Below are 26,088 nucleotides of genomic sequence, written 5' to 3'. Positions count from 1 at the left end.
AATTATAATATAATTGTTAGGAAAGGAGAAAAAATTATGAAATTCAAAACTACATTATCAAGTTTAATTTTGGCAGTTGCAGTAATAGTTGCACAATATTTAAATTATAAGATTGAATCAAAGGTAAGTCTTACATATAATTCTACATATGAATTTGTATGGTGTTCAATTATTATGTTGGTTTTAGGACTTATAGCGGGCATTAATATAATTTGGATTTTACATTCTGAAAATACCATTGAAACAATTATAGCTATTGCTTTTCAGGTTATAGCAGCAGTTGTGGGATTTGAAGCATTGAAAATTATAACATTTGTACCGCTTATGATAATAGGTGTGTATATTTGCATATTAGTATTGCAGAAAAATAAAAACAAATAAAAAAGATGTGATAATTCACCGGTTTAATCAGATATATAATCTGAGATTTAAACATTAAAGTGAATTATCACATCTTTATTTTTCGTAATCTATTACGCAGCGTTCACAGGCATTAACGATAATTGTGTTGCCGAATTTGTCGTAGCGTTTGAATTCGTGACCATATGCTTTATGAACATGACCATGCACAAAATATTTTGGTTTATATTTTGTCATAATTTCCTTAAACACACTGAAACCTGTATGCGGCAAATCTTCTCCATCATTAATTCCCTTGGCAGGTGAATGACAAACCAAAATATCAACACCACCTTTCAGGAAAAGCTTACGCTTAAGTTTGGCGTAGCGGCGTCTCATTTGTCTTTCTGTAAACTGGAAAGTTCCCGGACGGTAACGCATTGAACCACCAAGTCCCATTATTCTAATTCCGTTGTAGACAATCAAATCGTCATCAATACACACGCATCCCTCTGGAGGTGTTGAAAGATAACATTCGTCATGATTACCATGTATGTAAAGAACTGGAACGTGAGATAGTGTTACAAGAAATGACAAATACTGTGGAGCCAAATCACCACAAGATATTATCAAATCAATATCTTCTAATTTATCAGGTGAGTAATAATCCCAGTAGTATTTGGATTCCTCGTCTGATATAAATAAAATCTTCATATTAGTCCTCCGAACTTATTTTTAAGAAACCCCATTGTTTCTTTTGGCTATTGATTTACACCTTGCTGCATTGCAACAGGTTTTGCTTCTTCTTCAAGTTCATCAATAACAGGTATCTCACCGATAATATTGTCCGAAAGCCAGTCCATTGTAATAATGTCATTTGGTGAGAGAGTTTGGTTTTCACCATTTTTTATTGTTTTGTCCTGTGAATAAATAATTCCTGAAAATGGATTAAAATCACCGGAGCGAATTGTTTTTGTTAATAGATTTATTAATTTTTTAATGCCCTCAGGTAACCATGGAGAACTAATTACTTCAATTGCGTTTTCAGCCATGCCCCACCAGTAGTTAATTGCCTTTACATTCTTTGAGTCATCTGCTTTCCATGTACCATTAAGAATGGCTTCTATAAGCTGCTCATAGAATTTTCCCCAGTTATATATTGGAATGGCAAGATTCCAAATACTGTCAGGATATGACATGTATAAACCGTAGTATCTTGTTCCGGCTTCTGGAACAGACAAATCTTTGTCGGAAACGCAGTCAGGCTGTAATTGTTTAATCTGTTCTTCAACGTCAACGTCTTTTAAACAGCTCCAAAGCAGATGAATTTTTGCTCTTGGGTTAGTCATTTTTACACCCTGTGCAAATGAGTTAATATTGGCAATTGTTCCGTATATAGGATAATCGGCAATGTATACAATTTTGTCATGCGCTGCCATTGAACCGGCAACTGCACCCATAATGAATTTAGCTTCATGCATTCTTGCGTAGTATGTTCTCATTGAAGTATGAGGGTCATGCAGTGAGCAGTTTAGTATTGTAATTTTTGGATTAGCAATTGCAGCCTTTAAGCTTGCCTGAGAAAAAGTTGGCGATGTTGTAAATATTACATTGCAGCCATTGGCAATGGCATCATCAATTGCCTCTTCAATATTGTGTGAATTAATACTGTCATAGTATACGGTAGTTACATCATCAGGAAAAACTTCGTTAAGGTGCAATCTACCTAACTCATGGGAATAGGTCCATGCACTGGATGCTGAAGTTTTTTCATAAATAAATGCTACCTTCAAATGCTTTGCACCCGGTGTCAAAAGCTTTGTTAAAACAGAAGCTTTTTTGGTTGAAGCAGTCATTCTTAAGTCAACTTCGGTATCTGACATAAGCTCAAACTCAGAGAAATTTGAATTAATTAATTTAGTTAATTCACTGTCTGACATTTCTAAAAGTTCTTTATAGCCATATAGTTGTGTAAACGCTAGGAAAGCATCGCCACAAGTGATTTCCTTAAGATTTTCGCCACCGATTTCATCATATTTGGATTGAAAAGTTAGAAACAGCGAGCGAAAATCTATTCTTTCGTTATGGCTCCAAACTTCTCCAGGCTTTTTGCCTACAACAGTTTGCAATTTTTCAAAACTTCCTAGTTTTGAAAAATATAAGTAATTGATTTCTGACAAACTATAGAAATCAACAAATTCATAATAAAGTTTAACATCATAATCATCTGTTTTTTTCGGTAAAATTCTTGTTACCTGTCCCATTACGGAAACTGCATCGTAGTATTTTAAAACGCTGACACGTTTATTTCCTTCTAAAACATAGAATTTGTTCATGTATTCATAAGCAATAATAGGATCGGTAATTCCTTCTTCCTGTTGGGCTGTGCAAAGTGTCATCCACTTGGAAGCAAACTCGGAATTAGGGTCGAGAATAGGCATAAAGTTGCTGGAAAAAGAATTGCTTCTTCCGGCAGTTTTGGTACCTACCACCTGTGCTAATGGAATCTGAACTAACCCAAGAGATACTTCTCTGTAACTTTTGGTTGTATGCAAAATATCATCAAGAACTTCAAGAGTTGGACTTTCTCCAGCCATAAGTTTTGACTGATAGTCTTTTTTCCCAATTTTAGCTGCCTGTACATAATCTGAATAAGACATAGAAACCTTCCTTTCAAATAAAAACAACTCTAAGCATAAGCAAAGAGTTGTCTGGTGTCATGTTAATTAATTTTTTCTGAGATAAACACTTACACTTGTACTTTGGTAATATGCTATAAGTGTAATACTCTTTGTTTTCCACCAATGCTCAGCGGAACCATTTGAATATGTTCTTGCAAATGTATAATTTCCGTATGTACCTGAAATGTTAGAAACTATAGCATCATAAGAATCCTTTGAAAGTTTCCCATACTGTAAACGCACTTCATAAAGCTTACCTTTTTCGTTAAGTACATACTGAAGTAGAGCGTTAGAATCAGTAGGAAGAACTTGTGCACCAAAGTATTCAGGTGGATTCTTCTCGCTGAATTTGTATGTAAGATATGCGACTTTTCCATCTGAAGAAGCTGCGTATGAACCATCCTGAGTACCTTTCTGTTTCTTTTCATAAGAAGAAATAGATTTACGTTTACTGCCAAACTTAACATCAGTTAAATTCTTAATGGATTTACTAATTGTTTCATCCTGTGAACCTTCTGTTGACATTACAGATACTGAATCAGGTGATGAATTGCTGCTGCTAGTATCTTTATTCTTAAGTTTTGGTATAAAAATTATTAGTAATGCAACAACTATAATCATTATTGTAAATATAACGATATATGTTATATTTTTGTTCGTTGTTTGTTTTGTATCGCGCATTTGCCGCCTCCTTAAAGCTAATCTTTACATAATTTTAGCATAAAAGGTCAATAAGTTAAAGGTAAAAAGCAAAAGTATGTTGATAAAAAATAAGAATTTGTTATAATTAAAGGGTAGTACCTATTACTTATAAGTCTCTCCTAAGACTCATAAGTATACTAACATATTTTTCAGTCCGGAACGGTTAATGGCAAGGGGGCCTTAACCGTTCTTTGCTGTTAAAGGGAAAATACAAATGTAGGAGGGCAATATGAAGACAGCTTGGTTGGTAGTAAATGGATATTTGAAAAGTGAAAAGTTTGAAGAAATATATAGTTGGTTAATTGAAGCAGCAAAGGAAAGAAACATTAATTTGAAAAAGTTGCCTAATGACCAGCTTGATTCAATTATTCCGGCAAATCCTGAAAATATAAACTGGAGAGAAAGACCGGAATTTGTTTTGTTTTGGGATAAGGATGTTAATTTGGCAAGAATGCTTGAGAGAGAAGGCTTTAGGGTATTTAATAATGCAGATGGAATTGAGGCGTGCGATGACAAGGCGCTAACTTTTATCCGCCTAAAAAACAAAAACATAAAAATGCCAAAAACTTTTATTGCACCAATGACATTTGATAAGGAATATAAAGATTATACTTTTTTACTTCAGGTTGAAGGAAGCCTTGGCTATCCTATGGTGATTAAGGAGAACAAAGGTTCTTTTGGTGAACAGGTATATTTGGTAAATAGCTATTATGAAGCAGTTGATAAAATAAAAGAAATAGGGCATCATGAGTTTATCATGCAGGAGTTCATCGAAAGTTCTAAGGGTAAAGATGTTCGAATACACGTTGTAGGTGATGAAATTGTTACGGCAATGGAGCGTGTAAATGAAAATGATTTCCGCGCCAACATAACTAACGGTGGTAAAATGAAAAAGTACACACCAACTAAAGAGCAGGCACAGATGGCTATAGATGTATGCCGCGAACTTAATTTAGATTTTGCAGGTGTGGATATCATGTTTGGAAAAGAGGGAGAACCGGTTCTTTGCGAGGTGAACTCCAATGCTCACTTTAAAAACATATATGACTGCACAGGCGTGAATGTAGCGGAGAGTATTTTAGATTATATTGTTAAAAGTATTAAAGATTAGCATTGAAATTAAATGAGTGGAAAATTGATGCTATACATATTAGTAAGCCAAGATTTATATTTGAAGTAAATAAGAAAAAGATTCAATTTATTAATAGAAACTTAAAATTAGTTGATTAATATAGGAGGAAACATTCCAAAAAATGAGCGACATTGGCTGGGTGATTTATTCAAGAGAAGATGCAGAAAAAAATAAAGGTTTTATCAGAATGCTTAAGGAAGATTTCGACCAATATAATGTTGAACTTAAGCTGGTTATTTTAGAAGAAATTGATAAACCAGAGGTGTTTGTAAAGAATGCAAACATTGATTTTGCAATAAACAGAAGCAGAAATTCCTACATTGCAGAACTTCTTGAGAAAAGAGAAATAAGAGTTTTTAATAACAGCATGGTTACAGACATTGCTAATAACAAAGGCAAAAATTACAAATATTTGGAAGGCATAGTTCCTTTTCTACCAATAATTTATCAGGGAGAAGTAATTGGTAGCCGTGAAAGCATACAGGATTTTACTTATCCTTATGTAATCAAAAGTTGCTGTGGACATGGTGGAAGTCAGGTGTTTTTAGTACATAATGAAGATGAGAAGAAACAGGCACTTTCTAAGATAAAGGACGAGTATGTTATCCAAAAACTTTGCTCCGACATTGGAAAAGATGTTAGGGTATATGTTATAGGAAACAAAATTGTTAAGGCTGTTTTAAGAACTTCAAAAGAAAGCTTTAAGAGCAATTATAGTCTTGGTGGAAGTGCCCGGGAATATAATTTAAATAATTATGAAATTGCTATGGTTAAGCAGATTTTAAACAAATTCAAAATTGATTATGGTGGAATTGATTTTACATTTCATAATGGAAAGGCTGTGTTTAATGAAATTGAGGACGCAGTGGGAGCAAGAATGCTTTACAGCGTTTGTGACATAGATATTGCTAAGTTATTTGTAGATTATATTATAGGTGAGATATCATAAATAATATTCCAATATGGACACTCGTTAGAGTTAAAAGAAAATAAAAATGGAGATATTAAAATGGAAAAAAGAAACTTTTTTCAAAGGCTGACAGGTCATTTTTTTACAATAACAAGACACAGACATCAGGTAATTAAACATTGTAAAAAAGCTGGTATATTGTGGCAGGGACTTAGACATGACTTGTCTAAATATACGCCAACAGAATTTATTCCGGGAGTTAAGTTTTATACAGGACACAGAAGTCCTAACGAGGGCGAAAGGGAAGTTTTTGGATATTCAAAGGCTTGGATGCACCACAAAGGACGTAATCGTCACCACTTTGAATATTGGGTGGATTACAATATTGAAACCCATAGAAATGAACCAGTGGAAATGCCTTACAATTATGTGGCTGAGATGTATTGCGACAGATTGGCTGCCAGCAAGATATACAATGGCAAGAAATATAAACAGACGGATCCCTTAGACTATTTTAGTAGAAGAAAACCTCACAGAAGCATTAATTTGAAAACAAGGGATGAAATTGAAAAATTGCTTGTTATGACTGCAGAAGCCGGTGAGGACGAGGCATTTAAGTACATTAGAAAGAGACTTAAAGAAGAAAAGAAAATTAAGGGAAAGAATAAAGCAGGACATTAGATAAGCAAATTAAAGGCCAGAGAAAGTAAGAAAATATATAAGAAAATAGATCACTGGAAAAGTAAGAAATCAAGTAAACAAAGAAAAAATAAGGAAATAAAACTATGAATAAGAAGAACATACCAATAGTGACAACAATTTTGATAATTATAAATATTGCCGTGTTTCTAGTAATGGAGTTCACAGGCAGCACTGAAAATACTCAGTTTTTATATGAACATGGCGCAATGTACTGGCCGGCTGTTTTGGAAGATGGCCAGTGGTACAGATTGATAACCCATATGTTTGTACATTCAGGTGCCAACCACATAACAAATAATATGTTTATGCTTGGAATATTGGGCTATCAGATTGAAAAAGAATATGGACCAATTAAGTATCTGATTACTTATTTTGTAAGTGGTATAGGTGGCGCGGTATTGTCGGCTTTAATTGAAATGAGTTTAGGAGAAGCTGTTGTTAGCGTAGGTGCTTCAGGCGCAATATTTGGAATATTCGGAGTTATGCTTGTTATGATTTTCAAAAACAGACAAAGAATGGGACAGGTGTCTGCACCACGACTTATTATTTTATTTGTTTTGATGGTATTTGGAAATATGGAAGAAGGTGTGGATGTAATGGCGCATCTTGGCGGAGCATTAATTGGTGTGGCAATGGGATTTTTGCTATATCGCATTAAAGACAGAGGCAGATATTTTAATTTGTAGTAGAAAAAATATTTGGATGCTTTTGACACCCAAATTATATATGATAAAATTATAAAAAAGATTAGGAGGCATAACATGAGTGATTGTATTTTTTGTAAAATAGCAGCAGGAGAAATTCCTAGCACTGCGCTATATGAAGATGACAAGGTAAAGGTGATTTTTGATGCAGGTCCGGCAACATTAGGACATGCTTTGGTTTTACCAAAAACACATGCAGCAAACGTGTTTGAGATTGATGATGAAACACTTGCACATGCTCACATTGTTGCAAAGAAAGTGGCAACAGCCCTTAAAGAAGCAACAGGTTGTAAGGGTATCAATATCTTACAGAACAATGGAGAAGTAGCAGGTCAATCAGTGTTCCACTTGCATATTCACATTATTCCAAGATATGATGAGGATGATGCAAACATTAAGTGGACACCTGGCACACAGGACACAGAAGGTTTAGAAAAAATTGCCGCAAAGGTTAAAGAAATATTGAAATAGTTATTAATAAAAAAGCCCTATGTTATATTCTGATATGAAGTTAAATTATTGTATGCATATCAGTTTTAACATAGGGCTTATATTTTATTTATATTATTTTATTTGCTCAAATCTTTTATTAAGCCAACAATTTTTTCAACACCACCTGTACCTGATGATTTTGACATTGCTTCAATGTATGTGTCCTTGTTGTCAAAGACTTTATGTACTGTTGAAATCAAATCATCTTTTGTGGCTACATCTTCATCTAGAACTTCACTGAAGCCCTGCTTCTTATAAGAGTTTGCGTTTAATATCTGGTCACCACGACTTGCATTAGCGGAAAGTGGAATTAGAATATTTGGCTTGTTTAATGCTGAAATCTCGCAAATGCTGTTGGCACCGGCTCTTGATATAATTATGTCTGCCATTGCAAAGAAATCTTTCATTTCTTCACTGATATATTCAAACTGAGCATAACCTTCTGTACCATTAAGAGATTCATCTACCTTGCCTTTTCCACAAAGATGTGCAACCTGAAAATCTTTAAGAAGTTCAGGTAAAGCAGCTCTAACAAGTTTATTTACCTTCTCGGCACCAAGGCTACCGCCTGTTACCATAATAACAGGCTTGTTTGCAGTGAAACCACACATGTCAAGAGCTGTGATTTTATTTCCTGTAAATAACTCTGCTCTTATAGGTGAGCCTGTGTGAACAGCTTTCTCGCCTAAATACTTAGCAGTTTCAGGAAAGTTATGGCATACTTTTGTTGCCTTCTTTATGGCAAGTTTATTTGCAAGTCCCGGTGTCATATCTGATTCGTGGATAATTACAGGAACTTTGTATTTGGCTGCAGCAAAGACTACAGGAACTGTAACAAAACCCCCTTTTGAAAATACAATATCAGGTTTAAATTTTCTGATAATTTTCTTTGCCTGAAAATAGCCTTTCAAAACTCTAAATGGATCTGAAAAGTTTTTCCAACTAAAATAACGTCTAAGTTTACCTGAAGAAATTCCCTGGTAATCCAAGCCGGCATCTTCAACTAACTTAGTTTCCATGCCACCTTCAGAACCAATATATTTAATTTCAAAGCCTGCCTCTTTAAGCTGAGGTACAAGGGCAATGTTTGGTGTAACATGTCCTGCTGTTCCACCACCGGTTAAAATAATCTTTTTCATAGTATTCACCTAGTTTCCTTGTTCTTTATTATATTTTTTAATTTGTTTTTTGATTTCCTGTGTAGTTTTTCCATTTAAAGTCATGTTCATTAAATCAGTAGCTCTTGCCACAGAATCTTTATCCTGTAAAACAGTTGCAAGATATGTTCCTGTATAAGTACATAAGTCTTTTGAAGGAGTACCGATTACACCAAATGACATAATGTTCCAACCGTCAGAACCACCATCTTTTAATAAATTAATTGATGATGAAATATCCATGTCAGTTGTAAAACTGTTTTCGATAGCATCTAAAATACTATTATAATGAAGCAATGTTGTGCCGCTTAATGCCTTTTTCTCAATGGCTTTAAGAACCTTAACCTGATTTTTGTTTCTTTGCATATCACCATTGCCGAATGAATGACGCTCTCTTGCATAAGTAAGGGCTGTGGCACCATCCATTTTCATGTTACCTTTAGTGTATGTGTATTTCTTACGTTCTTTTGTTTCAGTATCACCGTATGAAGCATAAGTTGTTGTACTGAAAGGTTTATCAACCTTAACAGTAATGCCACCCATGGCATCAATAAGTTTGGCAAAACCTGTAAAGTTAAGCTTTACATAATGATAACGGCTGCTTGAAATTTTGAATCCATATAAAGATTTTAATGTGTCCATTAAAGCTTTATTGCCTGGATTCCATGAAACCTCACTTGCCCATTGCCAGTCACTAACAGTAGCAGCAGTTCCGTCTGCTTTCTTAGCCGTGCCTTTTCCATATAAACCAACGTGTGTTAATTTGTCGTATGAATCAGGGGCAACGCATTTTGCCTTTACTTCTACATAATAATCTCTAGGAGTTGAAACCATTAAAACGTTGTGAGTTTTTGGATTTACAACTGCTAAAATATTTGTATCAGAACGTCCTAATGACTTCCTGTTAAATTCTCCAAAAGTATCATTTGCAGAAACGAAAACTACAAATGGTTTATTATCTAGCTTTTTACCGTTAGTGAATTTAGAAAAATCACGGAAAAGGAAAAAGCATGCAAGTGCCAATAAAATAATTACAATAACTGAAATAATCTTCCCAAATGTTTGAGCGTTTTTAGACTTCTGTAATAAGAAGAAAACTAAGCCTAAAAGTACAAGAAGAATAAGTATTGTTACACCAACTATTGTAGGTGTGATAAAAGCAAAGTCTTTAGTAAGGAATAAATAAACATCAGTAATTGACAATGCAAGCTGAATTAGCACTAGAACAATCCCGACGATTTTTCCTGCCTTTGAACCTTTAGTTGGATCTTTAGCCTTTACACTCTTTTTACTACCGGAGTTTGATTTGGCATGATTTTCTGCTGATGTTGTTTCAGAGCTATATCCGTAATAGCCGGCTTTTGTATCTGATGAATTTTGTTTTTTACTCATAAGTACCTCCTAAATTCTTTTATAGAGTAACATTTTAATTTTTAGTAAAAGCTAAATAATCACTTTATTTGAAGAAGTGATTAAAAAACTTTAGCCATATAATTGTTTGTATCTGTTATACGAAATAAAATGCATATTTATTGAGCAAAATATAAATAATTCATTCAAGTATATTCATTAATATTTCATTCAAATTAAAATGCGTTGAAAAACTATCAAAAATTGTTCCTGACAGTTCGCAAAATTCGGTCTAATTATACTACATATTTATAAAAAAACAAAGTATAACAGTCTACCTATTATACGGTCAGGGTGGTAAAATTGACAAATAATAGTGGCTTTGGTAAAATTATAGAATATTATGAGCTGGCGTTGCGGACTTTGAAACTGATGCAAGCCAGCTTATGTTGTAGGAGAAAAAATGAAACAGTCAAGAGCGTTTAGAAGAATAATAGTATTATTGTTGCTTGCAACAGTAATAACTGTACAGACAATAGTATTCTGGTATTGTTGGGATAATCATTACAGCGGTGGAATGGACAGAGGCTTTTTCTTTAAAGGTCATATGGTGCTGTTGTTTGTATATGCTTTATTGTTTACAGTGTTCTGTCAGGTGTACGGAGCATTTAAGTTAGGAAGACTTAAGTATTCGGATTTGGTATTCTCGCAATTACTTGCATTGTTATTTACTAATGTAATAATGTATTTGCAGATTTCCATGTTAAGTCTTAAATTAGTAAATCCGGCACCTATTATCGGGATGAGCTTTGATAATATTTTATGTTGTCTCATTTGGGCGGCAATAGCCATGTTGGTTTACAAATGGTTATATCCACCAAAAGACATGTTATTAATATATAGTGATAGGGATCCGGATAATTTAGTAAAGAAAATCAAAATAAGAGAAGATAAATATCACATTAAAGAGTCAATTCATTGTGATGAAGATTTTTCAAAAATAAAAGAAGCCATTTTGGGACATTCAGCAGTATTGCTTTGTGACATACCAAGTGGAACAAGAAACTCATTTATCAAACTTTGTTATATGTATGATAAGAGAGCATATATTACACCGAAGTTATCAGATATTATTATCATTGGTGCAGAACAGAATAATTTATTTGACTCGCCATTATTGGTAACTAAGATAAGAGGACTTAAGTGGGAACAGGCTTTTGTGAAGAGAATTATTGATATTGTCATTGCCTTAATCTTATGTATACCAACAGTTATTATTACTGTGATTGTTGCAGTATGCGATTTGATTTGGGACAGAGGACCGGTTTTCTACACACAGCCAAGACTTACGGTTAATGGAAAAGTTTTTAAAATATTAAAGTTCAGAAGCATGAAAGTTGACTGCGAAAAAGACGGCGCACGTTTAGCAGCCAAAGATGATGACAGAGTTACTAAGGTGGGAAAAATATTAAGAGCAACACATCTTGATGAATTACCACAGGTGTTTAATATCCTTTCAGGTAAGATGTCAGTTGTAGGTCCAAGACCTGAACGACCTGAAATAGCAAAACAGTACGAGGAAACAATTCCTGAATTTTGTTTCAGATTAAAGGTAAAAGCAGGGCTTACAGGATATGCTCAGGTATACGGAAAATATAACACAACACCTTATGATAAATTGAAGTTGGATATGTATTATATTCAGCATTATAAGATTTGGACTGATATTCAGTTAATATTAATGACCTTTAAGATTATGTTCATGAAGGATAATACTGAAGGCGTGGACAAAAATCAGAAGACAGCAATTATAGATAAGAAATAGGTGATTTATATGACAGAGAATTACTCAGTGCTAATGTCAGTTTATATAAAAGAAAAACCTGAATATTTAAAGGAGGCCATTACCAGCATTCTTAATCAGACAGTAAAAACTAATGATTTTGTAATTGTATGTGATGGCCATCTTACAGAAGGCCTGAATAAAGTTATTGCAGATTTTGTAACAACCTATTCAGGCTTATTCAATGTTTACAGGCTTGAGCATAACATGGGGTTGGCAAAGGCACTTAACAATGGAATATTACAATGTAAAAATGAGATAATCGTTAGAATGGATAGCGATGATGTAAGTATGCCTGATAGAGTTGAAAAGCAGATGAAGGCAATGAAGGAAAAAAATGCAGATATAGTTGGCTCTAACATAATTGAGTTTGTGGGAGATATTAGTAACACCGGAAACATGCGCGTGGTTCCTGAGAATAATGAAGAAATAATTATGTTTGCAAAAAACAGAAGTCCTTTTAATCATCCATCAGTAATGTACAAAAAATCAGCAGTAATAGAAGCCGGCTTTTATGAGGATTATAGATTTTTCGAGGATTATAATCTTTGGTGTACAATGTTAAACAAAGGCTACAAAGGATATAATGTTAAGGAAAATCTCCTGTATATGCGTGGTGGCAGTGAAATGTACAAGAGACGTGGCGGTGTTTCTTATGTAAGGTATATTTACAGATTCAGAAAACATTTGAAAAAGATAGGATTCATATCTATGGGAAATTTCCTTACAAGTGTATTAACAAGAAGTATTGTAAGTATTATTCCTAACGGCTTAAGAGCTACCTTATATGGAAAGACATTAAGAAAGTAGTAGGACAATGAATAAAGAAGTTTTAAAAGTTTTTTTCAAACCATTAACGTGGTTTAACAAGGCTATAAAAAAAGACGAAAAGCTAATATTTTTCTATACTAACTTAGGCTTTAGAGATAATGTTAAGGCTTTTTATGATTATTTAATAAGAAAGAACTATAACGATGATTACCGGATTGTGGTAAGCAGTAATGATTATGAAAAATATATTGAAAGCGCTCCTACTAATGTTACATTTGTGGGAAACAAGCAGGGCATTAAGTATTTTCTAAAATCAAAATACGCTTTTTACTGCTTTGGTAAATATCCAATAAAACCTAGTAAAAATCAGACAGTTGTTAATTTGTGGCATGGCACACCTTTGAAGAAAATCGGAAATTTGGAAAAAGGATTAGAGAAAATAGACTATAACTTTTTTACCATTGTGGCTGCAAGTTCGCCATTGTATAAACCAATTATGGCAAAGATTTTCGGCTGCAATGAGGAACAGGTACAAATACTTGGAAATCCAAGAAATGATGAGCTATTTATACCAAACAAAAAAGAAGATGAATTGTTGAAAAAGCCAAATGAGAAATTAATTTTGTGGCTTCCAACATACAGAGAATATAATGATGATTATATTGTTTCGGTTTTAAAGAAAACTCAAATTGAAGAGTTGAATTCAAAATTAAAAAAATCAAACATTAAGATGGTTATAAAAATGCATCCACTTCAAAAAGCTGATGCTTACAAAGAAAAGCACAGCAACATTAAATTCATGACACAAAAGGCACTTGAGAAGAAAGGTCTAAGTGTGTATGCACTGCTTAGAAATGCAGATGCGCTTATTACTGACTACTCATCAGCTTACTTTGACTATATGCTTCTTAACAGACCGATTGCTTTTACAGTTGAAGATATTGAAGAATATAGAAAGAAGCGAGGTTTTGTATTTGATAATCCATTTGAATACATGCCAGGTGAGAAGATTAATTCCTATGAAGATTTGGAAAAATATGTGGTGAATGTGGCAGAAGATAATGATGTTTTCGCAGCAGAACGAGAGAGAGTTAATATGATTATAAACTCTTACAATGACGGCGAAAGCTGTCAGAGAGTGGAAAAGAAAGTTTTCGGAGGTATTAAATGAAAAAGGTAAAAGACATACTGAGAAAACTAATGCTGCTTTACAAAAGATTTTTATATTTTCTGGCAAAACTCATAGAAAAAAGAGATGACAAAATGGTTGTGTTTGAGTCTTTTCAGGGAAGAAATATTTCGTGTAACCCAAAGGCGTTGTATGAAGAAATGAAAAATAATCCTAAATATAAAGATTACACACTGGTTTGGTCTCTTAGAAATCCTAACAGAACAGATGTGAAAAACGCTGTTAAGTTTGAAAGTTTTGGCTATTACAGAGCCTTGGCAAAAGCAAAATATTGGATTTTTAATTCAAATCCAAGAATGTTTTTGAAACCTAAGGCTGACCAGATTTTTGTTCAGACATGGCATGGTACACCTTTGAAAAAAATAGGTCTTGATGTGGAAAAGCAGGGAAACGCATTAACAAACAAGTCTCAGATGAAAAATATTTATGTGGAGGAATCAAAGAAAATAACTTACATGATTTCACCATCTAAGTATTGTACAGATAAGTTTATTTCGGCATTTAATATGAAAAATGTGTCTAAAGAGAACAATGTGCTGACAACAGGCTATCCAAGAAATGACTATCTTTTTAAATTTACAAAAGACCAGTGTACTAATATAAAGAAAGAACTAAATATACCAACAGATAAGAAAGTTGTACTTTACGCACCCACATTCAGGGATAATCAGTACAGTGCAGCAGAAGGTTTTAAGCTGGCTAACTATATTGATTTTAAGGAAGCGTACAAAGAACTTGGTGATGATTATGTAATTTTATTTAGGGCACATTATTTTATATCAAAGAAACTGGATGTAAGTGAGTATAGAGGCTTTGTTTATGATGTATCTTCAGTTGAAGATGTAAACACTCTTTATGCCATAAGCGATATGCTTATTACAGATTACTCATCGGTATTCTTTGATTATGCTAATCTGAAAAGACCAATTGTTTTCTTTATGGCAGATTATGACGAATACAAAAATAAGACCAGAGACTTTTATTTTGATGTGAAAGAGTTGCCTGGTCCGGTAGTGTTTAATCAGCAGGAAACAATGGCGTATGTTAAGAAATTCATTGACAATTTTGTCATTGATGATAAATATAAAAAGTTTAACGAGAAGTATAATTATTTAGACGGACCTGATGTCAGTAAAAAAGTGCTGGATATGATAATAGAAAATTAGTATAATTGTTGTGATACTATGGGTTCGTTAAGATTATACAATCACACGAATGCAGAAATGGAGGAAGAATACGTGAAACGAGTTATAACATATGGAACATTTGATATGCTTCATTATGGACATATTAATATTTTAAGAAGAGCAAAGGAAATGGGAGACTATTTGGTAGTAGTGCTTTCAACAGATGAATTTAACTGGAACTCAAAGCAAAAGAAATGTTACTTTACTTATGAGCAAAGAAAGCAGGTACTTGAAGCTATCAGATATGTAGACTTAGTTATCCCTGAAAATAACTGGGATCAGAAGATTTCAGACGTACAGGACTACAAGATTGATACTTTTGTAATGGGTAGCGATTGGGAAGGCAAATTTGATTTCCTTAAAGATTATTGCGAAGTAGTTTATTTACCAAGAACAGAAGGTATTTCAACTACACAGATAAAAGAAGACCTTAACAAAAAAGACATGACTGCTAAGGGCGATAAGTAGGAGATGGAAATGGTAAGTATAATTGTAACCCACAGAAAGTGGCTATTGTATTTAAAAGACTGCTTCAAAAGCATTTCAGAACAGGAATTTAAGGATTATGAAACAGTGCTTGTTGTAGATGATTTACAGGATGACAAAGATGAATTCCAGCAGGTTATTGACGAATACAAGGACAAAATTAATTTAAAAATATTCTATTTGGAAGGCAAAACCGGCGTATCCGCAGCCAGAAATTTGGGCATGGATAAGGCGCAGGGAGAATATATTTATTTTCTTGATAATGACGACTACATTTACGATGATGGAATTAAGAAATTATTAGATGTAATGGATGAAGATACAGACATGGCTTATGGTCGTGTTCAGGGAACATATCAGGGAACAGTTACATTTGAGGAAAAGCGTGATATTGAAAAGGAAGAGGAAAATCTTGAAAAATATGATTTTGATAATCCCATTGAGTCAAGACTTACTCATTTTAGAAGACTGGAAAGATTAACAGTTCTTGGTGCATTATATAGAAAGTCATTATTTACAGACAATAACATTAGGTTTAATGAAGAACAGTATTGTTTCGCAGATGTTAGAGTGCTTACAGAGATTTTGTGTACAACAAAGAAAATCAAAAGTAACGTAAATGCAATTTATGTAAAGAGACATCATAATGACAGATATAATAATCCGGCAATCGAACAGACACCTAAGATAGAGTCAATGCCTTATTATTTTATGGCAATTGACAATGCAAAGAAGGTAGCTGAGGGACATCCTGAAATTCAGGGACATTTTGATCTTATTGAAGCTAAGTTCGTCACATTATACTTAATTAAAAAACTCCGTTGGAATACAGAGGAAGAAGAGTGCTGGGAAAATGAATACTTCCAGGAATTCTACAATAGATGTAGCCAGATGGATAAGAAGAATTTAAAAAGAAGATATTTTTATTTTCTTGAAAAGCCTGTAATAAAGGCAATGGCAAAGGGCGATTTGGCAAAGGTTAAAAAAACAGGCAACAGATATCTGGCAAAGAAGAAGTTAAAGAGAATGTTCAAAAATAAATGGGCTAGAAATAAAGCTTTTGCATTGCATATTTTTAACAAAATGCCAATGAAAGAAAACTATGTAATTTTTGAAAGTTTTATGGGAAGAAATTATTCCGGACAGCCTAAATATATTTACGAATACATGCAGGAACATTTTGGAGATAAATACACTTATGTGTGGTCTGTGGATAAGAGAGGCTTGAAGATACCGGGAAAACATAAAACAGTTAGAAGATCAGGTCTTAGATATTTCTATTACATGAATAGAAGTAAGTATTGGATTCTAAATATGAAACAGCCACTTAGTGTTCCAAAAAGGGAAGATACAGTGCTTTTGGAAACATGGCATGGAACACCACTTAAGAGACTGGCTTTTGACTTAAACGATGTTGTAGGCGGCGTATCAAATTACAAGGACAAGTTTTACAGACAGAAAGAAAACTGGGATTATCTTTTATCAGACAATCCGTTTTCAACTGAAAAATTCCAAAGTTGCTTTATGTATCCAAAAGAAAAAATTCTTGAATACGGATATCCTGCAAATGATCCTTTATATGCACCTGACAGAGAAGAACGTGCTAGAAAGATAAAGGAAAAATTAGGAATTCCTGCCGACAAGAAAGTAATTATGTACGCTCCAACATGGCGTGATGATAATTACTATGAAATTGGACAGTTTAAGTTTGACTTGGATTTAGACGTAAACAGATTAGAAAAAGAATTCGGTGACGAATATGTGTTATTGCTTAGATTACATTATTTAGTTGTTGAAGCTTTAGATATGTCAAAATACGGTGAGTTTGCAGTTAATGGAAGTGCTTATGATGATGTTACGGATTTGTATTTAATAACAGATATTTTAATAACAGACTACTCATCAGTATTCTTTGACTTTGCTAACTTAAAGAGACCGGTTCTTTATTATACTTACGATCTTGAAAGATATAGAGATGTTTTACATGGTTTCTATTTATCCATGGAAGATGATCTTCCAGGACCAATGCTTCTAACAAATGATGAAGTAGTAGATGCCATAAAGAACATTGACCAAATTCAGGAAAAATATAAAGACAGATATGAAGAATTTTACAATAGATTCTGTTGCATAGATGACGGTCATGCTACGGAAAGAGTTGTAAATAAGATTTTTAAAGAATCATAATAAAAAGGCCTCATCCTATGAGGTCTTTACATACAAGTCAGCCATTGGCTCGATATTAATAACGGCCGGTACATTATTTATGGTGTTGTAAACAGATAACAAATGATGGAGATAATTGACGTATAATATATTTAAATGAATATATATGAATAATATTTTAAAATAATATATAGAATCAATAATATATGAAATGAGAAAAGAACCGGTTAGCATTGGGTAAAATCCATACTAACCGGTTTTTCTGTAATTATTATTTTTTTCTGTAACTACTGTATTACTGTAATTATTATTCAACTTTTGCAGTTATTATTTAACCCTGTTGTGGCTCCTTTTCGTATAAGCCATTTAGGTTGTTTGCAAAGTCTGCAAAATATTCATTAATGTCACCTTCAACCAAAACTTCATCAAAGTGTACATCACCAAAAGCTCTAAGCGCTTCTCTGTCATAGAAAGTTTTAGACGCCTCAATGACAAATGGTAATGCAAACCAAACTAAAACTCTTACTTCATCAGGAAGATTGTTAAAATATTTTTTAGATTCTAAATCTTTAAAAGAAGTAACAAGTACAGTTACGTCTGTAGTTTTAAAATCGTATTTCTTAAGCTTCTGATAAAATTCAGCCCAAAAGGCATTGCTCTTTTGTTTTGAATTAACACATATAAGAACTTTTTTCTTCCCTTCATCAAAAGTTTTGATAATATCCTGATTTCTTGATGATAGATAGGTGTAGTCTTTAAAGATAATGTTAATAAGTCTCTGAGTAGACAATCCATCATCATTGTAAGTACACCAACGATTCATTTCATCTAGCTGTGGTTTATAGAAATCGCAATATTCTTTTCTATTCTTGCAAATTGCATCCAGTGAGGAAGCAACTTCATCTAAATCAGAGGATACAATTCCCGGCAAAGTATTAACCGGTACATAAAGCCCTCTACCACTTTCGTATTCCTTCAAGTCGGGAACGTAGAAAACAATTGGTCGACCTGTAATCAGGAAGTCGAAGAAGATGCTTGAGTAGTCAGAAATTAAAATATCCACAACTGAAAGTAGCTCATTAGTATCAATTGTAAAAGGTATTAAAATATCCTTTAATTCAGAATCCTCAGCTAAAATTTTGTATAAGAAATAATGAACTCTTAAATAAATTCTATATTTGCTTTGGTCAATGTTTTCTGAAAACTTCTTAACAGTATTCTTAAACTCTTCAACATCATATTCAAGTTGATTGTAAAGATTACCTTTCCAGGTTGGTGCATACAAAATAATTTTCTTGTCAGTCTTGATACCAATGTCTTCAAGTTTTTGTTTTACCTTCTTAATATCTGCGTTTATAAGTAAATCACTTCTTGGATAACCAATTTCCAAAGTAGTGCCCTCATACAGACCGTCAAGCTTGTACGCACGCTTGTACATAACTTCTGTCATAAATTTGTTGGCTGAAATAAGATAGTCAGCACCTAAGAAGTTTCTTGCAGGGCCTCTGGCATTTTCAACACGTTCAACAGTATGTTCGTAACCCATGTATTTGGTTGGAACGCCATGCCAGGTGTTAATGTATGTTTGCTCAGGGCGTTTCACAAAAAAGTACCCAAAAGTTGAATTTGATACAAGATACTTGCTGCTGGCAAGATAACGGTAATAATCTTCAGATTCACGCTTAACAAAACGAACATTTGGTAAATCTTCAAATTCCTTAATGTTGTCTTTTGCCATATCCATATCTGAAATGGACCAAATATGAATCATATCCTCAAATGCAGGATCTTTCAATAACTGTAGAAAAATGGCACGAGGATTATCAAGAACACCAAGTCCTGAGAAAGCTTCGTAAAATATATGATGCTCACGAACCGGTATAGACAAAAATGAGTAGTATTGTTTTTTACCTAAATCTTTTTCAGGCATCTTTATGTTTTGAGTATATTTCTTTATGTTTCGCTTCAGAGTGTATTTAAACCCATTTTTTATAGTGGCTGAATATTTCTCCATACTTGCACCATAATCAAGTAAAATACTTGTCCTTTCTTTGAAATAAGTAAATAGTTAAATGTTATATTAATTATATATGGGGGTTACGTGACAGGTTATCGTAAACTACCCGATAATTTCCTCAAACTGTTCTATTGTAGTTTTATTATAATCTTTGTAATTAAAATCGCAAGTAGGAACCTGACCGTTAATAAAAGTAGTTAATCCTTTATAAATTTCCTCTTCGCTATTACCAATTAAAAGTTGTCCGTTTTCAAATAAAGAAGATTTAGCAGAGCTAAAGTCAGACATTATAATTGGCAGACCGAGTAATCTTGCTTCTAATAATGAAACAGGTTGTCCTTCGTGTAATGAAGGTAGAACAAAACAACTGCATTCTTTCATTAACATAAAAGGATTCTCCATATTACCGGTCATAATAACCTTCCCCTTTAAACCTAAAGACTTGATTAAAGATTTAAGGTGTTCCATTAATGGACCGTCACCTATAATGTAAAGTCTTGTGTTAGGATTCTCTTTGTTAACTTTGGCAAAACCTTTAATTAAAGCTTCCTGATTTTTCTCAGGTGATAATCTGCCCATATTAACAAAAGAAATTAAATCTTTATTAAGAAGCTCCGGTAAGCCTGCATTTATAGCAGTCTCTTCATTATATGATTCCTTGGCTCCTTTTAGTACCCTGTCAAAATTAGCTGCGTTTCTAACATAAGTACATTTTCTCTTCAAATTCTTGTAACCGATTTTTTCAAGGTTTACTTCCATTGTGGCTTCTGAACAACCAACGATTTTGTCATAAAACTGATAGGTTGAAAAAACAACACGAAGTTCACGACTGTGTGGTTTCTTGTTGTTTACAACTTTGTTCTTCTCAGTAAGCAGGTCATTGTGCTGCCAAATTAACTTCTTTGCACCTGTAGCACTTAAAAGAAGTATGGAATAGAAACTACCATAACCTGAATAATCAATAACAGTGTCAAAATGACTTGTACCAAAGCATCTTACAAATTCCCTGTCATACATTGCCTTTGGATAGATCTTTTTCATAAGACCATTACAAAAACCAAAGACTCTTAGAAAATCATTGCGAATCATTTCGCCAAACGTTGAAGGTGTGTAAGAAACTCTAGCAAAAATTCTAGGATTTTTATTAAATGAACAAATCATTTCTTTACTGTCAGGAAATTTCAAATTCCCTGCGTAAACAGTTACGTCATATTTGTCATAGTCAATATAATCAAGCATTGTTCTAAGGGCAGTGGAAATACCGTTCATTCGTAAACCGCCACCGAAGAATAAAAGCTTTTTCTTATGGTTACTACATTTAATTAAATTATAGTCCCTGCCGTTAGCATCAGATGTTCTGCCATAAAAAACAACATCTACAATACGTTTTGCCACATTGCCGTCATCCATTGGACAACCAAAAGCTTTTGCTTCATTATATTTAATTTGATATTTGTTAATATAAAAATCTAAATTGTTAATAACTTTTCCAATTTCATCAATGTTTGTTAAACAAGGTCCCGGAAGTTGTTCCGAAGCAAGGTATAAACCACGATAATTCTTGTATTCTTCCAAATCAGGAATGTAGAAAACAACAGGTTTTCCAGTTGCAAGAAAATCGTAGAAAATACTTGAATAATCTGAAATCAAAACATCTGTAATTGACAAAAGTTCATTTGTATCTACAAAAGCAGGTATAAGCGAATCGCTTATTCTGCCGGATTTCTTAAGCTCCTTATAAACTACCTGATGAGGCTTAAGTAGAACCTGATATTTATCAGTGTCAATTAAGGACTCCAGTGACCGCTTAAAATCAATGTATTCATTAACATCAACCTGTGGGTGATTATAGTCGTTGCCCTTCCAGGTTGGCGCATATAAAATAATCTCTTTTTTTGAATCAATATCTAAGCCGTATTTTCCAAGAAGTGATAATAGAGCTTTTCTATCAGTATTAAAAAGCCTGTCGTTTCTAGGATATCCTTCTTCTATAATTGTTCCTTCGTATAATCCCTGTAATTTGTATTTTTCAAGAAATACAGATGTTAAAAAAGGATTGGCTGAAATCATATAGTCCGAAGAAAGAAAGTTCCTAAGGACATTAGAAATTGTAACCGGTGCGTCTGGCATATCAAAACCTAAACTCTTAATAGGAGTTCCATGCCATGTGTTAATGTATATTTGGTCCGGCTTCTTACAATAATAAAAGGGTAAGGAAACGTTAGTTATAATATATTTTGCTGAAGCTAAATAGCGAAGATGGTCATCGCTGTGTCTGCCGATAACAAATACATTTTTGTTTTCTGCAAACTGCTCCATAACAGGTTCGTTTCCATATTTATCTTCAATAACCCAAACGTGGGTATAATCCTTGAAATCGTCATTATTAAGTAACTCAAGAAAAATGCCAAAGGGGTTACAAATCATGCCTCGTCCAAAATAAGAATCATATAAAATAACCTTATCTTCAATTAAAAGGTTTTTGTAGTATTTAGCATATTTGGAACGCCTTGCAGTTTCTTTGAAATTGCCGGCTTTTCTTTTGACTTTGCCTAAAAATCCCATAAAAATCTCCGTTCTTTTGAATCTAGTATTCCTTATATTATAGTACAAATAAAAAAGAAATACTATAAATTTCACATTTAATAACTTTTTTGTTATAATAAAAAAATGTGGCTATTTGTTGACATTACAAAAGAATAATATATAATTATTGCGAGTATTACTAAGAAAAGATGGAGGTAATATGAAGAAGTATATTCAAGGATTTATGAGATATAGATACCTTTTAAAAGAATTAGTATATAAAGGTATTAAGCTCAAATATAGAAGATCATATTTAGGTTTAGTGTGGACACTGTTGGAACCATTACTTACAACAATGGTATTAGCATTTGTATTTGGTGAACTGTTAGGAAACAGTCATCCTTACTACCCGGTATATATTTTATGCGGTAGATTGATTTACAGTTGCTTCTCAAGTACAAGTAAGGTGGCAATGAGATCCATTAGAGCAAATCAGGCTATGATAAAGAAGGTATATGTACCAAAATATTTATACCCATTATCAACAATTATATATAACTTTATTTTATTCTTATTATCATTAATAATACTTGCAATATTGGCTATATTCTATAGAGTTCCAATGTCATGGCATATTATTGAAGTGTTTATACCACTGGGAATATTATTTATTTTCTGTGTGGCAGTTGGACTTATATTATCAACTGTATGTGTATTCTTTAGAGATTTGGAATACTTATGGGAAGTTATAGTAATGCTTATTATGTATTGCTCAGCAATATTCTATTATGTAGACAAAGTTGAAAAGGTAAAAACTGTACTTCAGTTTAATCCATTATACTGCATTATCAGTAATGTAAGATGTGTAGTTATGGAAGGCGGTTCACTTTTCACAAGCATGAGTTATGGTCTATCAAACTTAACAATGATGCTTTACTCACTTGGATTTAGTTTGGTAGCATTAGTAATTGGAATTGTAATGTTCAAGAAGAATCAAGATAAGTTCATCTTGCATATTTAGGAGGAACTATGGAAAAACCGGCACTTAAAGTTGAAGATATAAGTATTCGTTTTAACTTAAGTAAAGAAAAAGTAGATAATTTAAAAGAATTACTTATAAAGAAAATAAAAGGCGAGACAATTCGTTTTAACGAATTCTGGGCTCTTAAAAATATTAATTTTGAACTTCAAAAAGGTGACAGACTTGGAATTCTTGGTCTTAACGGAGCAGGCAAGTCTACACTTCTTAAAGTTATTGCAGGAGTTTACAAACCTACAACAGGTAAGGTTACAAGAAACGGTCATATAGCTCCAATGATTGAACTTGGAGCAGGCTTTGATCCTAACTACACAGGAAGAGAAAACATTTTCCTTTATGGTTCAGTGTTAGGATTTTCAAGAAGTTTCTTGGAAGAAAAATATGATGAAATTTTAGAGTTCTCTGAACTTGGTGAATTTATTGATGTACCTATTAAGAATTATTCTTCAGGTATGAAAGCAAGATTAGGTTTCTCAATTGCCACAGTAGTTGAACCGGAAATTTTAATCTTAGATGAAGTATTATCTGTAGGTGATGCTAAGTTTAGAAAGAAATGTGAAAAGAAAATGCAGGGGATGTTTGACCATGGAGTAACGGTACTTTTTGTATCACATAGTTTGCAGCAGGTTGAACGTTTATGCAATAAAGCTATATTATTAGATCATGGTCGGTTAATTGCCAAAGGTGATATTGATGAAGTGTCAGCAATTTACCAGAGCAAGTTAAATGACTAAAACATTGTCGTATGTAATTCTTAGAAAAAGGAGGACAAGGTAATGGAATATACAACAAGAGGAACATGTTCAAGACTTATTAAGTTTGACGTTGACGGTGACAAGGTAAAAGACGTGCAGTTTGTTATGGGGTGTCACGGAAACACACAGGGCGTGGCAAAGTTAGTTGAAGGAATGGATATTCACGAAGTTATTAAAAGACTTAAAGGTATTGACTGTAACGGTAGAGGAACTTCATGTCCGGACCAGCTTGCACAGGCATTAGAACAGTATTTAGAACAGCAGAAATAAATTAATTTAATAGAACCGTTGTCAGAAAACAATATGACAACGGTTTTGTTAGCTTTAAATGAAAGAATTTTAGGAGGATAAACATGCTTGGTATAATTGGAGCAATGGAAGTGGAGGTGGCAACTTTAAAGTCAGCCATTAATAATTTGGAAGTAACAAAGAAGGCAGGAATGGAATTCTGCATGGGTAATATTTTTGGAAAAGACGTTGTAGTTGTAAAAAGCGGTATTGGAAAAGTAAATGCAGCAATCTGCACACAGATATTAGTAGATGATTTTCAGGTTGATGGGGTAATTAACACAGGTGTGGCAGGTTCCCTTAATAATGATATTAATATTTGTGATATTGTAATTTCAACTGAAGCCTTAGAACATGATATGGACGTTACACCACTTGGATATGAAAAAAGCGTAATTCCTGACATGGAAACTTCAGTGTTTAAAGCTGACAAGAGACTTATGGAGGTTGCCAAGAAATCTGCAAAAGAAGCTGAATTGGATGTGAAAATATTTGAAGGGAAGGTAGTTTCAGGTGACCAGTTTATCGGAACTGCAGAAAAGAAAAAATATCTCCGTGACCAGTTTGGCGGCGACTGTGCGGAAATGGAAGGGGCATCAATTGCCCATGCAGCATACTTAAACAACATTCCATTTTTGGTAATAAGAGCTATTTCAGACAAAGCAGATGGCGGTGCAGAAATGGATTATCCAACATTTGAGAAAAAAGCCGCAGAAAATTCAATTGAATTAATGTACAAAATTATTAAAAATTATTAGAAAATATGTCGAACGATTTTTAGTGCAACAAGGTTAAGTTTGTGCTACCATTTACTGAAAAGAAATTAATTTTCAGTAAGGGGGAAAATAAATGTTTGACTATTACATAAGTCAGTTGGAAAACTGGGCTGAAACAACAATACCAAAGATAGTAAATCAGGAAAACTTTCTACTTATTGTAGGGAGTTTTTTTGCGTTAGGAGTTGTCACAAAATGGCTTGTTTTACATAATTACAATAAGCTTATAAGAAAGGCAGGCAATATAAACAAAACCAACAACGCAACTTTAAGACAGATTAAAACTAAATATGATAGTTTAAGACAGGTAAATCACAACATGGAAAATCCTATAGGATTTGTGCAAAAGAGTTTGAACAGATGCAGAATAATGTATATTTCCATAAACAGGGTAAATAATATAATTAACTATTGTACGCTAATTATTATGGCAGTGTATTCAATTGTATCTTATGAGGTGTACTTAGAACGTCCTAATGAAATTACATGGGTTCAATATTTGATTATAGGCAGTTTTGTGGCAATTAGTTTGGAAATGGTTAATAGGACACTTGCCTGCAGTGATAGAAAAATGGAATTAACATATGTTTTGGCTGAGGCTTTGGAAGAAGGCAATGGCAGACGATTTAACCAGAGTCAAACGATTGAAAACAAAGTGGCTAATGAAATACCTGAAAATGAAAATATTAAACCTGATATTGCCTACTCTCAGAAAACATCTGAAAAAGAAGAGCAGGCAAGAGAAGAGGAAGTTTTAGACCAGGTTATTGGAGAGTTTCTTAGGTAAAAAAACATAAAAGATAGGGGACTTTTTAGTGAAAAATACCATAAAATACAGGGTTGAAAAAATCGTTTCAAAAAAGTATAATAAAAGTT

At 33.3% G+C, this 26,088-nt stretch carries 24 protein-coding genes; 17 read left to right on the top strand and 7 right to left on the bottom strand.

Going from position 1 to position 26,088, the window contains the following annotated elements:
- The first annotated feature begins 36 nt into the window (after nucleotides 1-36).
- Complete coding sequence (locus DW006_RS09045; RefSeq protein ID WP_117999988.1) at nucleotides 37-381, top strand: hypothetical protein; 345 nt, start codon at nucleotides 37-39, stop codon at nucleotides 379-381.
- A gap of 75 nt (nucleotides 382-456) precedes the next feature.
- Here the strand turns inward: DW006_RS09045 and DW006_RS09040 are convergent, their stop codons facing one another.
- From DW006_RS09040 to DW006_RS09030, 3 genes are all read right to left on the bottom strand, one after another.
- Complete coding sequence (locus DW006_RS09040) at nucleotides 457-1,053, bottom strand: metallophosphoesterase family protein (protein ID WP_117999987.1); 597 nt, start codon at nucleotides 1,051-1,053, stop codon at nucleotides 457-459.
- Between the two features lie 47 nt (nucleotides 1,054-1,100).
- On the bottom strand, nucleotides 1,101-2,999 hold the full coding sequence (locus tag DW006_RS09035; protein WP_117999986.1) for a BMP family ABC transporter substrate-binding protein: 1,899 nt from the start codon (nucleotides 2,997-2,999) through the stop codon (nucleotides 1,101-1,103).
- Nucleotides 3,000-3,065: 66 nt separating this feature from the next.
- Nucleotides 3,066-3,701, bottom strand: a complete 636-nt coding sequence (locus tag DW006_RS09030) for a hypothetical protein (protein ID WP_117999985.1) — start codon at nucleotides 3,699-3,701, stop codon at nucleotides 3,066-3,068.
- Nucleotides 3,702-3,951: 250 nt separating this feature from the next.
- On the opposite strand from DW006_RS09030, the gene DW006_RS09025 reads away from it, so the two are divergent.
- The 5 genes from DW006_RS09025 (at nucleotide 3,952) to DW006_RS09005 (ending at nucleotide 7,641) form a co-directional block, all read left to right on the top strand.
- Nucleotides 3,952-4,833 carry a RimK family alpha-L-glutamate ligase gene (locus DW006_RS09025; RefSeq protein WP_117999984.1) on the top strand — a complete coding sequence of 294 codons (882 nt, stop codon included), beginning with the start codon at nucleotides 3,952-3,954 and terminating at the stop codon, nucleotides 4,831-4,833.
- Nucleotides 4,834-4,975: 142 nt separating this feature from the next.
- Complete coding sequence (locus tag DW006_RS09020; RefSeq protein WP_117999983.1) at nucleotides 4,976-5,803, top strand: ATP-grasp domain-containing protein; 828 nt, start codon at nucleotides 4,976-4,978, stop codon at nucleotides 5,801-5,803.
- 60 nt (nucleotides 5,804-5,863) lie between these two features.
- Nucleotides 5,864-6,445, top strand: a complete 582-nt coding sequence (locus DW006_RS09015; protein WP_117999982.1) for a DUF5662 family protein — start codon at nucleotides 5,864-5,866, stop codon at nucleotides 6,443-6,445.
- Nucleotides 6,446-6,549: 104 nt separating this feature from the next.
- The gene (locus DW006_RS09010; RefSeq protein WP_022165143.1) at nucleotides 6,550-7,152 is read left to right on the top strand and encodes a rhomboid family intramembrane serine protease; all 603 of its coding nucleotides are present in this window, start codon (nucleotides 6,550-6,552) and stop codon (nucleotides 7,150-7,152) included.
- Between the two features lie 75 nt (nucleotides 7,153-7,227).
- Nucleotides 7,228-7,641, top strand: coding sequence for an HIT family protein (locus DW006_RS09005; protein WP_022165142.1), 414 nt, complete (start codon nucleotides 7,228-7,230; stop codon nucleotides 7,639-7,641).
- A gap of 98 nt (nucleotides 7,642-7,739) precedes the next feature.
- On the opposite strand, the gene DW006_RS09000 is transcribed toward DW006_RS09005, so the two are convergent.
- Nucleotides 7,740-8,801, bottom strand: a complete 1,062-nt coding sequence (locus DW006_RS09000; RefSeq protein WP_022165141.1) for an undecaprenyldiphospho-muramoylpentapeptide beta-N-acetylglucosaminyltransferase — start codon at nucleotides 8,799-8,801, stop codon at nucleotides 7,740-7,742.
- Between the two features lie 9 nt (nucleotides 8,802-8,810).
- Nucleotides 8,811-10,211 carry an LCP family protein gene (locus tag DW006_RS08995; protein ID WP_117999981.1) on the bottom strand — a complete coding sequence of 467 codons (1,401 nt, stop codon included), beginning with the start codon at nucleotides 10,209-10,211 and terminating at the stop codon, nucleotides 8,811-8,813.
- Between the two features lie 421 nt (nucleotides 10,212-10,632).
- Here DW006_RS08995 and DW006_RS08990 point away from each other — a divergent pair, with 421 nt between their 5' ends.
- The 6 genes from DW006_RS08990 to DW006_RS08965 all read left to right on the top strand — a co-directional run bounded on the left by DW006_RS08990 (nucleotide 10,633) and on the right by DW006_RS08965 (nucleotide 17,832).
- Complete coding sequence (locus DW006_RS08990) at nucleotides 10,633-11,994, top strand: sugar transferase (protein ID WP_117999980.1); 1,362 nt, start codon at nucleotides 10,633-10,635, stop codon at nucleotides 11,992-11,994.
- Between the two features lie 9 nt (nucleotides 11,995-12,003).
- Nucleotides 12,004-12,822 (top strand): glycosyltransferase, encoded by an 819-nt coding sequence (locus tag DW006_RS08985; RefSeq protein ID WP_117999979.1) that lies wholly within the window; start codon nucleotides 12,004-12,006, stop codon nucleotides 12,820-12,822.
- A gap of 7 nt (nucleotides 12,823-12,829) precedes the next feature.
- Complete coding sequence (locus DW006_RS08980) at nucleotides 12,830-13,954, top strand: CDP-glycerol glycerophosphotransferase family protein (protein WP_022165137.1); 1,125 nt, start codon at nucleotides 12,830-12,832, stop codon at nucleotides 13,952-13,954.
- Nucleotides 13,951-15,138, top strand: coding sequence for a CDP-glycerol glycerophosphotransferase family protein (locus DW006_RS08975; RefSeq protein ID WP_117999978.1), 1,188 nt, complete (start codon nucleotides 13,951-13,953; stop codon nucleotides 15,136-15,138). Before DW006_RS08980 ends, DW006_RS08975 begins: the two co-directional genes overlap by 4 nt.
- A 72-nt stretch (nucleotides 15,139-15,210) precedes the next feature.
- A complete protein-coding gene (tagD, locus tag DW006_RS08970) occupies nucleotides 15,211-15,627 on the top strand; it encodes a glycerol-3-phosphate cytidylyltransferase (RefSeq protein WP_117999977.1) in 417 nt (138 codons plus the stop codon).
- 9 nt (nucleotides 15,628-15,636) lie between these two features.
- The gene (locus tag DW006_RS08965; protein WP_117999976.1) at nucleotides 15,637-17,832 is read left to right on the top strand and encodes a bifunctional glycosyltransferase family 2 protein/CDP-glycerol:glycerophosphate glycerophosphotransferase; all 2,196 of its coding nucleotides are present in this window, start codon (nucleotides 15,637-15,639) and stop codon (nucleotides 17,830-17,832) included.
- 310 nt (nucleotides 17,833-18,142) lie between these two features.
- Here DW006_RS08965 and DW006_RS08955 read toward each other — a convergent pair whose 3' ends face one another.
- Together DW006_RS08955 and DW006_RS08950 are read right to left on the bottom strand one after the other, a co-directional pair.
- Entirely contained in the window at nucleotides 18,143-19,825 is a 1,683-nt protein-coding gene (locus DW006_RS08955; protein WP_117999975.1) for a CDP-glycerol glycerophosphotransferase family protein, read from the bottom strand.
- 105 nt (nucleotides 19,826-19,930) lie between these two features.
- Entirely contained in the window at nucleotides 19,931-22,393 is a 2,463-nt protein-coding gene (locus tag DW006_RS08950) for a glycosyltransferase (protein WP_117999974.1), read from the bottom strand.
- Between the two features lie 181 nt (nucleotides 22,394-22,574).
- On the opposite strand from DW006_RS08950, the gene DW006_RS08945 reads away from it, so the two are divergent.
- From DW006_RS08945 to DW006_RS08925, 5 genes are all read left to right on the top strand, one after another.
- Nucleotides 22,575-23,375: an ABC transporter permease gene (locus tag DW006_RS08945; RefSeq protein ID WP_022165131.1), complete on the top strand. Its 801-nt coding sequence runs from the start codon at nucleotides 22,575-22,577 to the stop codon at nucleotides 23,373-23,375.
- 8 nt (nucleotides 23,376-23,383) lie between these two features.
- Nucleotides 23,384-24,127 (top strand): ABC transporter ATP-binding protein, encoded by a 744-nt coding sequence (locus DW006_RS08940; RefSeq protein WP_117999973.1) that lies wholly within the window; start codon nucleotides 23,384-23,386, stop codon nucleotides 24,125-24,127.
- Nucleotides 24,128-24,169: 42 nt separating this feature from the next.
- Nucleotides 24,170-24,418 carry a TIGR03905 family TSCPD domain-containing protein gene (locus DW006_RS08935; RefSeq protein WP_022165129.1) on the top strand — a complete coding sequence of 83 codons (249 nt, stop codon included), beginning with the start codon at nucleotides 24,170-24,172 and terminating at the stop codon, nucleotides 24,416-24,418.
- Between the two features lie 83 nt (nucleotides 24,419-24,501).
- On the top strand, nucleotides 24,502-25,194 hold the full coding sequence (locus tag DW006_RS08930; protein ID WP_199521902.1) for a 5'-methylthioadenosine/adenosylhomocysteine nucleosidase: 693 nt from the start codon (nucleotides 24,502-24,504) through the stop codon (nucleotides 25,192-25,194).
- 91 nt (nucleotides 25,195-25,285) lie between these two features.
- Nucleotides 25,286-25,999 (top strand): hypothetical protein, encoded by a 714-nt coding sequence (locus DW006_RS08925; protein ID WP_117999971.1) that lies wholly within the window; start codon nucleotides 25,286-25,288, stop codon nucleotides 25,997-25,999.
- Nucleotides 26,000-26,088: the final 89 nt, after the last annotated feature.

This window comes from Eubacterium sp. AF36-5BH (genome assembly GCF_003460505.1).
GTDB lineage: Bacteria > Bacillota > Clostridia > Lachnospirales > Lachnospiraceae > Eubacterium_G.
Note: the sequence above shows the minus strand (reverse complement) of the source record. Positions and strands in the feature narration are given on the sequence as shown.

Coding starts and splice junctions, on each gene's coding strand:
- DW006_RS09045 (WP_117999988.1), top strand. CDS start 37: ATGAAATTCAAAACTACATTATCAAGTTTAATTTTGGCAGTTGCAGTA.
- DW006_RS09040 (WP_117999987.1), bottom strand. CDS start 1,053: ATGAAGATTTTATTTATATCAGACGAGGAATCCAAATACTACTGGGAT.
- DW006_RS09035 (WP_117999986.1), bottom strand. CDS start 2,999: ATGTCTTATTCAGATTATGTACAGGCAGCTAAAATTGGGAAAAAAGAC.
- DW006_RS09030 (WP_117999985.1), bottom strand. CDS start 3,701: ATGCGCGATACAAAACAAACAACGAACAAAAATATAACATATATCGTT.
- DW006_RS09025 (WP_117999984.1), top strand. CDS start 3,952: ATGAAGACAGCTTGGTTGGTAGTAAATGGATATTTGAAAAGTGAAAAG.
- DW006_RS09020 (WP_117999983.1), top strand. CDS start 4,976: ATGAGCGACATTGGCTGGGTGATTTATTCAAGAGAAGATGCAGAAAAA.
- DW006_RS09015 (WP_117999982.1), top strand. CDS start 5,864: ATGGAAAAAAGAAACTTTTTTCAAAGGCTGACAGGTCATTTTTTTACA.
- DW006_RS09010 (WP_022165143.1), top strand. CDS start 6,550: ATGAATAAGAAGAACATACCAATAGTGACAACAATTTTGATAATTATA.
- DW006_RS09005 (WP_022165142.1), top strand. CDS start 7,228: ATGAGTGATTGTATTTTTTGTAAAATAGCAGCAGGAGAAATTCCTAGC.
- DW006_RS09000 (WP_022165141.1), bottom strand. CDS start 8,801: ATGAAAAAGATTATTTTAACCGGTGGTGGAACAGCAGGACATGTTACA.
- DW006_RS08995 (WP_117999981.1), bottom strand. CDS start 10,211: ATGAGTAAAAAACAAAATTCATCAGATACAAAAGCCGGCTATTACGGA.
- DW006_RS08990 (WP_117999980.1), top strand. CDS start 10,633: ATGAAACAGTCAAGAGCGTTTAGAAGAATAATAGTATTATTGTTGCTT.
- DW006_RS08985 (WP_117999979.1), top strand. CDS start 12,004: ATGACAGAGAATTACTCAGTGCTAATGTCAGTTTATATAAAAGAAAAA.
- DW006_RS08980 (WP_022165137.1), top strand. CDS start 12,830: ATGAATAAAGAAGTTTTAAAAGTTTTTTTCAAACCATTAACGTGGTTT.
- DW006_RS08975 (WP_117999978.1), top strand. CDS start 13,951: ATGAAAAAGGTAAAAGACATACTGAGAAAACTAATGCTGCTTTACAAA.
- DW006_RS08965 (WP_117999976.1), top strand. CDS start 15,637: ATGGTAAGTATAATTGTAACCCACAGAAAGTGGCTATTGTATTTAAAA.
- DW006_RS08955 (WP_117999975.1), bottom strand. CDS start 19,825: ATGGAGAAATATTCAGCCACTATAAAAAATGGGTTTAAATACACTCTG.
- DW006_RS08950 (WP_117999974.1), bottom strand. CDS start 22,393: ATGGGATTTTTAGGCAAAGTCAAAAGAAAAGCCGGCAATTTCAAAGAA.
- DW006_RS08945 (WP_022165131.1), top strand. CDS start 22,575: ATGAAGAAGTATATTCAAGGATTTATGAGATATAGATACCTTTTAAAA.
- DW006_RS08940 (WP_117999973.1), top strand. CDS start 23,384: ATGGAAAAACCGGCACTTAAAGTTGAAGATATAAGTATTCGTTTTAAC.
- DW006_RS08935 (WP_022165129.1), top strand. CDS start 24,170: ATGGAATATACAACAAGAGGAACATGTTCAAGACTTATTAAGTTTGAC.
- DW006_RS08930 (WP_199521902.1), top strand. CDS start 24,502: ATGCTTGGTATAATTGGAGCAATGGAAGTGGAGGTGGCAACTTTAAAG.
- DW006_RS08925 (WP_117999971.1), top strand. CDS start 25,286: ATGTTTGACTATTACATAAGTCAGTTGGAAAACTGGGCTGAAACAACA.